This window comes from Alkalihalobacillus bogoriensis ATCC BAA-922 (assembly GCF_000621445.1).
GTDB classification, from domain to species: domain Bacteria; phylum Bacillota; class Bacilli; order Bacillales; family Bacillaceae_F; genus Bacillus_AO; species Bacillus_AO bogoriense.
On record NZ_JHYI01000010.1, the window covers coordinates 224,266 to 236,355 of the forward strand.

Consider the following 12,090-nt stretch of genomic DNA (forward strand, 5'->3'; position numbering starts at 1 on the left):
CCCTCCTATTAAAATGAAAATTCACGTTTTGTATAGTATTGTTCACGAATATCTTGTTGTGTAATTGCTTTTTCCCAAGGTTCTTCATATCGTTGTAATGTTTCATTTAAACGTTCGTTTAATTCTTTGCACATTTCTTCATTGCTTAGTACTTCTTTAATATGGTCTAAGCCTATTCGCTCCATCCAAGTGGATGTTCTTTCTAAATAATGTGCCGTTTCACGATAATATTGAAGATAAGCACTGACAATAAACATAAGCTCAGTTTCAGTCTGCACCTTGCATAACATGTCTCCCGCACGTAAATCTGTACCACCGTTTCCACCTATATAAAGTTCCCAACCACCTTCAACTCCAACAACTCCAACGTCTTTTATTCCAGACTCGGCACAATTTCGCGGACAAGCAGATACGCCCATTTTAACTTTATGTGGGGTATCTAACCGTTCAAACCTCTTTTCTAACTCAATCCCTAAACTCATTGAGTCTTGTGTACCAAAACGGCAAAACGTTGATCCAACACATGTTTTTACTGTTCGTAATGTTTTGCCGTACGCGTAACCCGAAGGCATATTTAACTCTTCCCATACTGAAGGAAGTTGATCTTTAGTTAAACCAAATAAACCAATACGCTGCCCACCTGTTAATTTTACAAGAGGGACTTCATATTTCTCGGCGACGTCAGCTAGTTTACGTAAGTCTTTTGCACTTGTTACCCCACCATACATTCTTGGAACAACTGAATACGTTCCATCCTTTTGAATGTTGGCGTGCATTTTTTCATTCACAAGACGTGAATTTCTGTCGTCTACATAATTTGGATACAACATACCTAAATAATAATTAATTGCTGGGCGACATTTCGAACATCCTTGTTCTTGACTCCAATTGAGTACATTCATCACTTCTTTAAGAGTTGTTAACCCTTTTTCTTTTATTTCAACTAATAGTTCTTCACGGCTTAGTGTTGTACAACTACAAATCGTTTCTTTTTCGTTTGCCCCCTTAAACTCATCACCTAATGTATATTCTAATAAATCTGCAATTACCGGTTTACAACGTCCACAAGAACGTCCGGCATTTGTACAACCACCAATTTCAGCTACTGTCGTTACTCCTTTTGTATGAATCGCTTCAACAATTGTTTCTTTTGTAATACCGTTACAGCCACACACGATTTCATCATTTGGCATAGAAGCGATGTCTTGAGGCTCATCGTCACCTTGAGCTTGTAAAAAAGCAATTGATGTTAAATCAGAGATATTTTCTTTTTGAAGAAGCATTCGATATAACCTAGAACTATCTTTTGTATCTCCGTATAAAACAATGCCAACAATGTGTTGATCTCGAACGAGTACTTTTTTATAAATTCCTTCCCACTCATTATGAACTTTAATCGCTTTAGTAGAGGTGTCCTCGTATATTTCACCTGCTGAAAACAAGTCAATACCTGCCACTTTTAATTGGGTTCCTAATATTGAGCCCTCGTAACCGTTCGTTTTGACCCCACAAAGACGTTGAGCTAATACTTTTCCTTGCTCATATAAAGGAGCAACAAGTCCATATACAATTTCACGATGCTCGCAGCATTCACCAACCGCATAAATATGTGGAACATTCGTTTCTAGTAAATCATTAACGACAATACCGCGATTGACAGTTATAGGTGTGCCGAGTGCCACATTTACATTTGGCACAATCCCAGCAGCCATGACGACTAGGTCTGTAGAAATAGATGTGCCATCACTGAATGTAATTCCTGTGACTCTGTCATGACCTGTAATTTCTGTTGTTTGTTTTTGCATGAGAAATTGCAGTCCTTGCTCCTCAAGCTCTTCTTTTAACATTGAACTAGCGACTGGATCTAATTGTTTTTCCATCAAGTGTTCCATAAGATGAACAACATGAACGTCCATCCCTAAATGAGCTAGCCCTTTTGCCGCTTCTAAACCTAGTAATCCTCCACCAATGACAACTGCTCTTTTATAATGTTGGGCTGTTTCCATCATCGTCTCACAATCAGCAATATCACGAAACCCAATGACTCCTTTTTTATCTGCTCCTGGGATTGGTAAGATAAACGGAACAGAACCTGTAGCAATGATTAACTCATCATAACAAACGGTTTCTCCAGTAGATGTAGATATCGTTTGCGTAGTCGGTTCAATTCCAGTTACTTCGACACCTGTATATAAATGAATATTATTTTCTTCATACCATAACCAATGGTTCATAATTGTATCTTCAAAATCAGTTTCCCCTTGTAACACATTCGATAATTGTATTCGATTATAGTTAGGATGTGGTTCTTTCCCAATAATAATAATGTCATATAGGTTTGGATTCATGTTTAAGATTTCTTCTACTACTCGAACTCCTGCCATTCCATTTCCGATCATGACGAGTTTTTTCTTCATCGTTGTTCCCTCCACTTGCTCACCGTTTCACATGGGAGCTTGCTTTATTTGTGTTTCTCTATACATTTATTGTAATCATGACTTGGCACTATCGTTGTGATTTTTGTCACAGTTCGCATTTCTTTTTGTTCGAAAGTCATAATTTTGACACAACCTTAATTTCACCTTTGTTTTACGACTTCGACATTTTTCTGATGACTTATCCTCTTATTTTTTCATCTGTTTTCTTAATGGTATTCCTGTTATATCAAGGTTTTTCACTTTTGTGTCCTTTTTGTGAAGTTGGAAAATAGTTTTTTTCTACGTTGTGATCATTGTCACACTCATTTTTTTTTCATGATTGTATGATGAGGTTGTAAACAACTTAGTAGTCTAAAAACTACAACACTGGAGGAATTACAATGGCACGAATAAAGGAATGGAATCCTGAAGATGAAGTATTTTGGGAAAAAGAAGGAAAACGTCATGCAAGAAGGAATTTATGGATCTCAGTACCTACATTAATGTTAGCATTCATCGTCTGGCAAATATGGTCAGTTGTAGCCGTACGATTAAACGATATTGGCTTCCAATTCACGGCAGAACAATTATTTACATTAGCTGCAATGCCAGGTCTAGTCGGTGCATCCTTACGTTTTATTTACACATTTGCTGTAGGGAAATTTGGTGGTCGGAACTGGGTCGTGTTTTCAACAGGGGTACTTGCGATACCGGCAATCGGTATTGGATTTGCGGTTCAAAATCCAGATACACCATACTCTGTCATGTTATTATTAGCTGCTCTTTGTGGTTTAGGTGGCGGAAACTTTTCATCAGCTTTAGCTAATATTAGTTTCTTTTATCCGAAAAAAGAAAAAGGAACGGCCCTAGGTATTAATGGTGGTTTAGGTAATATGGGGGTATCAGTCGTTCAGTTTGTTACTCCACTAGTCATTACAATTGGAACATTTGCTTTTATCGGTGGCGAAGGTCAAGTATTACCAGACGGTTCGCAAATTTGGTTACAAAACGCTGCTTTTGTATGGGTATTACCCATAATCATTATGACGATCGTTGCTTATTTTGGAATGGATAACTTACCAACAGCAAAACAGTCAGTTAAAGACCAATTTGTCATTGTAAAAAGAAAACATACTTGGATTATGACCATTTTATATGTAGCAACATTCGGTTCATTTATTGGGTATGCAGCCGCATTTCCACTATTACTAAAATCTCAGTTTCCTGAGTATGTTTCTCTCGCATTTTTAGGAGCTTTTCTAGCTGCTGCTTTCCGCCCTGCTGGTGGTTGGCTATCAGATAAATTTGGCGGAGCTTTAGTAACGACCGTTGTTCTTATCGTTATGGGCCTAGGCGCCTTCTCTGTTATTTTCTTTATTGGACAACAAGCATTCTTAGGCTTCCTAATTTCATTTTTAATTTTATTTATTGCTGCAGGAATGGGTTCTGGTTCCACATTCCAAATGATACCAATTATATTCCCTGTTAAAGAAGCAGCTCCTGTTTTAGGATTTACAGCAGCTTTTGCAGCTTACGGCTCATTCTTTATTCCGAAACTTTTTGGTTGGTCTGTTTCTACAACAGGAACTCCAATAACAGCCCTTTACTACTTTATTGGATTTTATGTTATTTCAATCGCTTTAAACTGGTATTATTATCAACGAAAAAACGCAGAAGTAAAGTGTTAATCATGAAACGACCGGAAAACTTATCCGGTCGTTTTTAACGCTCTTATAGACAGGTGAGCCCTTAATATTACAAAAAGTCACGTTTCTCAAACGCTATAGGACATATGTTCCGTTATATAGAGAAAATCCTAATCATTCTCGATTTTACAGTCTAATAACCGTAAGACTCATTTGGAGGTTATTCCCACGGTTTTCTTGTTGTCATAAACTCGGCTAATTCCCTACTCTTTTTTCTTCTTTCCTTTCTAACCGTAGCTCTTTCAGCTCCTGTTTCGAACAATTTTTTCTCCTCTTCTGTTTCTGGAATGATTCCTGGAACTTGAACAGGTTTCCCTTTTTTGTCCATAGCGACAAAAGTTAGAAACGCTGTTGCTGCTATTTTTCTTTCCTCCGTATTTAAATCTTCCGCTATAACTTTTACAAATACTTCCATTGAAGTTGTTCCTGTCCATGAAACAAATGCTTCTAAGCAAACTGAATCTGTTTGCAATATCGGATGTAAGAAATCAACCGAATCTGTTGAGGCCGTAACAACTTCTGTCCGACAGTGTCTCCTAGCAGAAATCGATGCCACTTCATCCATATTTCGCATTAAAATTCCACCAAATAAACTTGCATGATTGTTTGTGTCATTTGGTAACACTAAATGAGTCTTTACGACTCGAGATTGTTTTGTATATTTTGCATTCACAGATCTCGTACTCCCTTTTTTCATAATCTATCTACCATTATAAGCAAAAAATATCTTGAAAGGAAATCCAACAAAAATAATACATAATCACCATTAGAAATTCAAACAATATTCACCGTAGGAGGATGCTTATGAAAACTAATTCAGGTGAACAAAAAGAAAAGCCGTTAAAGTGGTGGCAATTATCATTACTTGGTGTAGCCTGTACAATTGGTACAGGGTTTTTTCTAGGATCAAGTATCGCCATTAGTATTGCTGGACCATCTGTTATTTTTGCTTTTATCATCGCCGGGTTAGGGACTTATTTTGTTTTTGAAGCTCTCGCAAAACTAACAGTCGCCGATCCACAAAAGGGGTCGTTTCGTTCCTATGCAAAAAAAGCATATGGCCGATGGGCTGGATTTAGTAGTGGTTGGGTGTATTGGTTGTCTGAAATGTTAATTATCGGAAGCCAAATGACAGCCCTTTCTATATTCACTCAATTTTGGTTTCCAAATGTACCATTATGGGTATTAGCAAGTATTTATTCGGTTCTTGCAGTTATTGTTATATTAATGGGACCAAAAGGGTTTGACCGTGTAGAAAACTTGCTTGCTGTTCTTAAAATTGCGGCTATTTTAATGTTTATCATCTTAGCCATTTTAGCACTAGTAGGTGTATTTGGTGGTGGGAATAACCAAGTTTCGGTTCCAACAACCTATTCTCAACTCTTCCCTCAAGGGGTAACTGGGTTTTTCCCTTCCCTAATTTATGGGTTTTATGGTTATGCTGGAATTGAAATTATGGGTCTACTTGCCGTACGTTTAAATAAAATGGAGGAAGTCCATAAGTCAGGTAAGGTCATGTTATCTGTCTTAACATTAATTTATGTTACTTCTGTTGGGTTAGCGTTAATAATGGTGTCATGGAATACATTTAATACAGAAAACAGCCCGTTTGTTACAGCGCTTGAAAATTATAATATTGATTTTATACCACATATCTTTAATGGCGTATTTATTATCGCCGGATTTTCTACAATGGTTGCTTCGTTTTTTGCTGTCATTCGTATTTTAGTGACTTTAGCAGAAGACCGTGATGCCCCTCGTTTTTTTTCAAAACGAGTCGCAAATAAGTTTGCAGTCCCAGCGATTTTGTTAACAATGGGGGGTATTATTGTTTCTATTGTATTATCTGTCGTGATGCCTGACCGAATTTATGAGTATATTACAACAGCTGCAGGGCTTATGCTTTTATATAATTGGTTTTTTATTTTAGGGTCATACGGTCGGTTATTGGATGTAACAGGGTTTGATAATGTAAAGCGCTGGTTTGGATTTTTGCTTGTCTTCCTTGGTGTTGGTGGAACAGTATTTCACCAAACAAGTCGTCCGGGGTTTTATGTAAGTTTGCTTTTTGTTATCGTTATTGCGGTAATTACGTTAATCATGCGTCACTTTTGGAAGAAAGCAAAAAAGGAAGAGGCGAAAACCCCTTCCGTTTTTACGAAAATAAAACGCTAGCTGCTTCAATTCCAAAATAAACACCAAAGCCGATTAACGATATCCCAGATAAAATTGAAATCGTGCGTAATAATCGAGTCGATAAGTACTTCCGCAACGTACTTGCAAGTGTGGCCATTGTAATATCCCAAACGGTTATTCCAATAAAAATTGCACCAACATATAAAATAACTTGACCCGTTCCGTAAGATGTGACTGTTTTTGCTAAAATGGAACCGAAAATGCCAAGCCAAAACAGAATCGTTAAAGGATTAAATAATGACATAAAAAATCCTGACATAAATGATTTTATGTGTGATTCTTTTTGGCTTCTCATTTCGGAAAGATTAATTTTATTTGCCCCTAATAAACTTTCATAACCTGTGTACACAAGAACAAAAAATCCAAATAGCCATAAAAAGGTTTGCATAAACGGAATTTCAATAAAATGAACTAACCCTAAAAAAACAAGTAACATATAAATACCATCCGCTACTGTTGCGCCTAGCCCAACAAGCCAAGCATGAAAAAAACCATTCTTTATCCCCCTGTCCAATTGTGCTGCATTAACAGGACCAATTGGAGCAGCTAATGATAACCCTAAAAGAATATACCCTAAAAAAACACTCATCCGCTTTCCTCCAGACCGATAATTTACGGACAACCCGTAGAACTTGTACCATTCTATTCACGAATGATCAGTTTTACGACTAGAGATTTATGAAAACAAGTGTTTTTAGTGCGTTTTGAACAAAACTAAAAGAAGTTTCATGCAGTGACAATGAAACTCCTTCTTTCCCTCTATTTTTATTTTTTCGGTTGAAACAGTTCAATTCTTTCTTCGTCTGGTCCAACAAAGAAAATATATTGTGCTCCATTTGGTAGAGTTTGTGGCGTTTCTGTTAAAAAAGTAACTCCTTTTTCTTGTAGTGTTTGAATTTCACTAGCAAGGTCCGACACCGTAAAAGCTACATGGTGTACGCGTCCTTCCGTAGGAAAAGGTTGGTCAAGAGTTTCGACTATTTCAAGATAAATATGCCCGCTTTGTTTTGAACCTAAAAATGCGAGTTGTGGTCCCCCTTCTATTTTTAGTTCAGTAAGGACATCTAACCCCACCGTTTCGTTGTAAAACCGAACTGATTTATCATAATTGGATACCATAATTCCAACGTGCTCAATTTTTTGAATAGCCATTTTATCATTCCTTTTCGTTTACTTCCTCCTATTATACAAAAAGAAATTACGCTATACTACTAATGACTATTTGTATAAAAATATAATACAGTTTAACTCAAAAAGGAGTCACTATGTTTGATCCAACGATTTATGAAAATCTAAAAGTGGTATTAGAAGGCGATCTTTACGACCTAGACTTACAAGGGACAATTGAAATTGTAAACCGAAAAGACTTAATTGATATGGCTACTATGTCCAGGATATTCTCAATTGAGTTGAAGCGTACTGATGAACAAACTCTTTATCCAACCGCTGAAATAGTAATGACAGCGAATCTCGGAGATTTTGCACTAGAGAAAATCAATCGCGATGTTCATCGATCAGGGTGTAACATTAGAGTACATTTAATCCATAACATCGCCAATGAAGAACAATGTTATACCATTAAACAAAAGATAAACACCATTTGGAACAATCGCCCATTGATTACGCAAAAAGTCTATTATGACATTGGGGCAAAAGAGAAAAATCAGCTTTGTCAAACAACATTATCATTTAATCGCAAAATTAATGAAGAAAACATTAAAGATTTAAACGGAATCATATCTTTTACTGTCCACTCACTTGAACGTTAAAAATAAAAAAGTGAGGAAAGTCCTCACTTTTTTTCAATCAAAACACGCCCTGAGAAAAAAGTTGCTCCTTTACCCATATCAGATAATCGGTCTGGGGTGAGTGCATTTACAAAACGGTTTTCCCCCTCTTTGTCCGCCCACAACCCTTGTGTCACAACAACACCTGGTAATACATTTTCTCCAACAACGGCTTGTAGAACAACTTCACCACGATTATTCCATATTCGTACAAAGTCTCCATCGGCAATTTCATGTTTCAAAGCATCATCACGATGAATAATAACTTTTGGTGTTTTTTCAAGTGAGACATGCTTTTCATTATTAGAAAACGTCGAATTTAAAAAATTATGATTTGGTGCAGGAACGAATAAGTAAGGAAAATGATGTTCTTCATATATAGGTGTAAAGCTTGGCAAAGGTTCAAAACCATCCTCTTCCATCTTTTTAGAGAATAATTCAATTTTTCCACTCGGAGTAGGAAGAACCTCATTGGTTACTATCTTCCGCTTCGCCTTTATAAAATGCTGTTTTTCTAATTGTTCGTAAGAAATCTCTTCAATAGACGGATTATCAACATTTTCTATTGCTTGTTGGATCATATCTTTGTCACTATCTTGAAAACAAGGCTCTTCAAATTGAAATGCTTTGGCTAACAATCTGAATAGTTCTGTGTTTGACTTACTTTCACCAAACGGTTCAATGACCGGCTGTTGTAATTGAATATAATGATGCCAATATGAAGTATAAAAGTCTAAGTTTTCAAATGCAGATGTCGCTGGTAATACAATGTCTGCATATTTGGCCGTTTCCGTTAAAAATAAATCATGAACAACCGTAAATAAATCCTCACGTTCTAATCCATTCCGGACTTTATTTCCTTCTGGAGCGACAATGGCGGGATTACTACTATAAACAAACAAGGAACGAACGGGCTTTTCTTGTTGTAACAGGGCAGAACCTAATTGATTCATATTAATCGTTCTTGTTTGCTTATTTTCTAGTAAATCTGGTCGTTGTAGCGATTTTGCATTAAACCGGAGAAAATGGGAGTTTCCTTTTATTGCCCCCCCACCTTGATACTGCCATTGTCCTGTTAAAGCTGGTAAACAAGCAATGGTCCGTATGCTCATCCCACCATTATCGTGATGTTGGAGTCCATTTCCTATTCGAATGAAAGATGGTGTCGCTTCTCCGTATAGCTTGGCTAATTCTAATATATCTTCGACAGGAATACCTGTAATCTGCGCGGCCCATTCTGGTGTGTATTGTTGGACATGGTGCCTCAGCTCCTCATGCCCAACCGTATTATTTTGTAAAAACTCTTCATCGACGTAGTTTTTGTTAAACAAAAGGTGCATTAAAGCTAAGGCAAGAGCTCCATCTGTACCCGGACGGATAGGAATAAACCAGTCTGCTAAGCGACCTGTTTGGTTTTTATGAACATCAATGACAACAATTTTTGCGCCTTTCTTCCTTGCTTTTTGGGCTAACGTGATTTGATGCATGTTTGTACTTACTGCATTTATGCCCCAAAGTAGAATCAATTTACTATGAACGGTTTCTTCGGGGTCAGTTCCGAGACTGCCTCCCATCGTATAGCTATATCCGACCGTACCGGCAGACTGACATATAGTACGTTCTAGCTGACTAGCCCCTAATCGATAAAAAAAGCGACGGTCCATGCCTTCAGCTGTAAGATTTCCCATATTACCATAAAAACTATAAGGCAATATACTTTCTGGCCCGTCTTCATCCATTAATTTTGACCACTTCTCATGAATGATTTCAATTGCTTCATCCCAAGTAATTTTTGTGAATTCCCCTGATCCTTTTTTTCCTATTCGTTTCATAGGGTACTGTAACCGATTTTTGTCATAAAGTCGTTCTGTCATATGACGGACTTTGTTACAAATATTCCCTTGTGTAACAGGATGTTCAGGATCCCCTTCCACTTTAATAATTTTACCATCTTTTTTATGAACAAGAAGGCCACATTGGTCAGGACAGTCTAACGAACATACCGACTTAAATATTCCTTCCTTTTCCTTTATAACATCAACCATTACATCACATCCATATTCTTTGTTTCTTCATTATCAATTGTTGTGTTTGGCTAGTCAACTATTTTGCAAGAAAAAAACCAGCGTGATAGAACGCCGGTTTTTATCATTTAAACGTCTCATATTCTTTTTTCATTAATTGCAGCTGTTGAAGCCAGTGGAAATCTCTTACATCAAGTGCAATATCGATCATCGCATCAAGATCTTCTTGTTCAAGAGAAATAGAATTGCAGTCATGAATGGAAGAAGGTGGTTTGGAATAACATTTGCCGGTTTCTGGTATTATGATGTTGACCATTCCATTGGCTTCCTGTAACGAAAGAACAAATCCTTTTTTAAATGCATTCAACTCTTTGCAGTAAAATTTAACCCATTGTCCTATCGATACTTTACTCCAATCCATGTCCATGCCCTCCCTTGTATGACATCCTTCTCTTATACTGTATGCGCTTTCTGCTATTATTGTTCAAATAAAGTGGATGTTAATACATGTAATGCTTGATTGCTGTCATCCCCATGAACTTGTAATCGAATAGGTCCAGACACCCCATGTAAAGCACATGCACTTAATAAACTTTTTGCGTTTAATGTTTTTGTATCAAATTGAATTAATATATAACTATTAAATTGGTTGGCTTTAGTTACTAATTGAAGGATACGTTGATGATTTAATTTACTCCGCAAATGTCCGTCGACTGTTAAGTTCATCGCTTCATACCTCCTTATGATTAATAAGCTTTTGATGGACTTATCATACTAAAGAGTCAAACCCGGTTTCTATCATTTTAGGAAATAATCTCACAAACATTTCTATTTGAACGTCCGATCGATGTAAGATTTTTAATACGAAGCGAAAAATAAAGCGAATGATTTTATGAATACATCATTCGCTTTGATAATAACATTTCTTACGGACATATGTTCCGCTGTATTTAATATAAGTTACGTTTTTAAAAGGGTATCGGACATATGCTCCGTAGCTATTAAAAACAGTATGTTATAAACCATTTAGTCAGCAAATAACGGATTATATGTCCGATGCCTAAATAAAAATCGTAAGTTTTCATGAAACAAACGGAATAAATGTCCGAATGATATTTTAGAAGTCTAACTCTAGAACAATCGGACAATGATCGCTCCCTAATACATGACAATGGATATCCGAGTGTAATAGCTTGTCCTTTATTCGATTAGAAATGATAAAATAATCGATTCTCCAGCCAATATTTCTTTCTCTTACATTTCGCATATAAGACCACCACGAATATACATCTGTTTTATTAGGGTGTAAGTAGCGAAATGTATCGATAAACCCGGCTTGTAAAAGCTCTGTCATTTTCGCTCTTTCCTGTTCTGTAAATCCTGAATTCCCTTCATTTGACTTTGGGTTTTTCAAGTCTATTTCTTGATGAGCTACATTCAAATCACCACAATAAACGACAGGCTTTTTTAAATCTAATTCTTTTAAATATAGGGAAAGCTCTTTTTCCCATTCTAACCGAAAACCTAGTCTAGCTAAATCTCGTTGTGAATTAGGAGTATACACATTGACAACATAAAAATCGTTGAACTCAAGTGTAATAATTCTCCCTTCATCTTGGGTTTCATTGTCACCAACCCCATAAGAAACAGATAGTGGCTTTTGTTTTGTGAAAATCGCAGTTCCTGAATACCCTTTTTTCTCAGCATAATTCCAATATTGATAATACCCTGGTAGGTCTAATTCAATTTGCCCTTCTTGTAGTTTAGTTTCTTGCAAACAAAAAATGTCTACATCCATATCATGAAAATAGTCTAGAAACCCTTTTTTTACACAAGCTCGAATTCCATTTACATTCCAAGAAATTAATTTCATGTTGTTGTCTCCTTGTTTCCCATTTTATCTCTCATTCTATAACGCTAGCAAAAATTGAGCAACACAAACCCATTTCTTATGGAAGTC

The 12,090-nt window shown here is 36.6% G+C and carries 11 protein-coding genes; 3 read left to right on the forward strand and 8 right to left on the reverse strand.

The annotated features are described in order from the left end of the window. Positions 1-8: 8 nt before the first annotated feature. Positions 9-2,417 carry a nitrite reductase large subunit NirB gene (gene nirB / locus T323_RS0103330; RefSeq protein WP_026672010.1) on the reverse strand — a complete coding sequence of 803 codons (2,409 nt, stop codon included), beginning with the start codon at positions 2,415-2,417 and terminating at the stop codon, positions 9-11. A 401-nt stretch (positions 2,418-2,818) separates the two neighbouring features. Here nirB and T323_RS0103335 point away from each other — a divergent pair, with 401 nt between their 5' ends. Next, positions 2,819-4,105 carry a NarK family nitrate/nitrite MFS transporter gene (locus tag T323_RS0103335; RefSeq protein WP_026672011.1) on the forward strand — a complete coding sequence of 429 codons (1,287 nt, stop codon included), beginning with the start codon at positions 2,819-2,821 and terminating at the stop codon, positions 4,103-4,105. Positions 4,106-4,283: 178 nt separating this feature from the next. Here T323_RS0103335 and T323_RS0103340 read toward each other — a convergent pair whose 3' ends face one another. Beyond that, positions 4,284-4,796 carry an acyl-CoA thioesterase gene (locus T323_RS0103340; protein ID WP_026672012.1) on the reverse strand — a complete coding sequence of 171 codons (513 nt, stop codon included), beginning with the start codon at positions 4,794-4,796 and terminating at the stop codon, positions 4,284-4,286. Between the two features lie 125 nt (positions 4,797-4,921). Here T323_RS0103340 and T323_RS0103345 point away from each other — a divergent pair, with 125 nt between their 5' ends. Further along, a complete protein-coding gene (locus T323_RS0103345; RefSeq protein WP_026672013.1) occupies positions 4,922-6,298 on the forward strand; it encodes an amino acid permease in 1,377 nt (458 codons plus the stop codon). Here T323_RS0103345 and T323_RS0103350 read toward each other — a convergent pair. Together T323_RS0103350 and T323_RS0103355 are read right to left on the reverse strand one after the other, a co-directional pair. Further along, positions 6,279-6,908, reverse strand: coding sequence for a LysE family translocator (locus T323_RS0103350; protein WP_026672014.1), 630 nt, complete (start codon positions 6,906-6,908; stop codon positions 6,279-6,281). The genes T323_RS0103345 and T323_RS0103350 overlap by 20 nt on opposite strands. Before the next feature lie 176 nt (positions 6,909-7,084). After that, positions 7,085-7,471 carry a VOC family protein gene (locus T323_RS0103355; RefSeq protein ID WP_026672015.1) on the reverse strand — a complete coding sequence of 129 codons (387 nt, stop codon included), beginning with the start codon at positions 7,469-7,471 and terminating at the stop codon, positions 7,085-7,087. 113 nt (positions 7,472-7,584) lie between these two features. On the opposite strand from T323_RS0103355, the gene T323_RS0103360 reads away from it, so the two are divergent. After that, positions 7,585-8,088, forward strand: coding sequence for a hypothetical protein (locus T323_RS0103360; RefSeq protein ID WP_026672016.1), 504 nt, complete (start codon positions 7,585-7,587; stop codon positions 8,086-8,088). Between the two features lie 23 nt (positions 8,089-8,111). Here T323_RS0103360 and T323_RS0103365 read toward each other — a convergent pair whose 3' ends face one another. The 4 genes from T323_RS0103365 to T323_RS0103380 all read right to left on the reverse strand — a co-directional run bounded on the left by T323_RS0103365 (position 8,112) and on the right by T323_RS0103380 (position 12,003). Continuing rightward, positions 8,112-10,151, reverse strand: coding sequence for a molybdopterin oxidoreductase family protein (locus T323_RS0103365; RefSeq protein ID WP_026672017.1), 2,040 nt, complete (start codon positions 10,149-10,151; stop codon positions 8,112-8,114). 103 nt (positions 10,152-10,254) lie between these two features. Continuing rightward, entirely contained in the window at positions 10,255-10,551 is a 297-nt protein-coding gene (locus T323_RS0103370; protein ID WP_026672018.1) for a hypothetical protein, read from the reverse strand. Positions 10,552-10,607: 56 nt separating this feature from the next. Continuing rightward, entirely contained in the window at positions 10,608-10,856 is a 249-nt protein-coding gene (locus T323_RS0103375) for an HPr family phosphocarrier protein (protein ID WP_026672019.1), read from the reverse strand. 391 nt (positions 10,857-11,247) lie between these two features. Further along, positions 11,248-12,003 carry an exodeoxyribonuclease III gene (locus tag T323_RS0103380; RefSeq protein ID WP_026672020.1) on the reverse strand — a complete coding sequence of 252 codons (756 nt, stop codon included), beginning with the start codon at positions 12,001-12,003 and terminating at the stop codon, positions 11,248-11,250. Positions 12,004-12,090 lie beyond the last annotated feature (87 nt).

What these genes read in the sequence shown, in the direction of transcription:
- nirB (WP_026672010.1), bottom strand. Translation starts at nt 2,417, where the DNA reads ATGAAGAAAAAACTCGTCATGATCGGAAATGGAATGGCAGGAGTTCGA.
- T323_RS0103335 (WP_026672011.1), top strand. Translation starts at nt 2,819, where the DNA reads ATGGCACGAATAAAGGAATGGAATCCTGAAGATGAAGTATTTTGGGAA.
- T323_RS0103345 (WP_026672013.1), top strand. Translation starts at nt 4,922, where the DNA reads ATGCTTATGAAAACTAATTCAGGTGAACAAAAAGAAAAGCCGTTAAAG.
- T323_RS0103350 (WP_026672014.1), bottom strand. Translation starts at nt 6,908, where the DNA reads ATGAGTGTTTTTTTAGGGTATATTCTTTTAGGGTTATCATTAGCTGCT.
- T323_RS0103355 (WP_026672015.1), bottom strand. Translation starts at nt 7,471, where the DNA reads ATGGCTATTCAAAAAATTGAGCACGTTGGAATTATGGTATCCAATTAT.
- T323_RS0103360 (WP_026672016.1), top strand. Translation starts at nt 7,585, where the DNA reads ATGTTTGATCCAACGATTTATGAAAATCTAAAAGTGGTATTAGAAGGC.
- T323_RS0103365 (WP_026672017.1), bottom strand. Translation starts at nt 10,151, where the DNA reads ATGGTTGATGTTATAAAGGAAAAGGAAGGAATATTTAAGTCGGTATGT.
- T323_RS0103370 (WP_026672018.1), bottom strand. Translation starts at nt 10,551, where the DNA reads ATGGATTGGAGTAAAGTATCGATAGGACAATGGGTTAAATTTTACTGC.
- T323_RS0103375 (WP_026672019.1), bottom strand. Translation starts at nt 10,856, where the DNA reads ATGAACTTAACAGTCGACGGACATTTGCGGAGTAAATTAAATCATCAA.
- T323_RS0103380 (WP_026672020.1), bottom strand. Translation starts at nt 12,003, where the DNA reads ATGAAATTAATTTCTTGGAATGTAAATGGAATTCGAGCTTGTGTAAAA.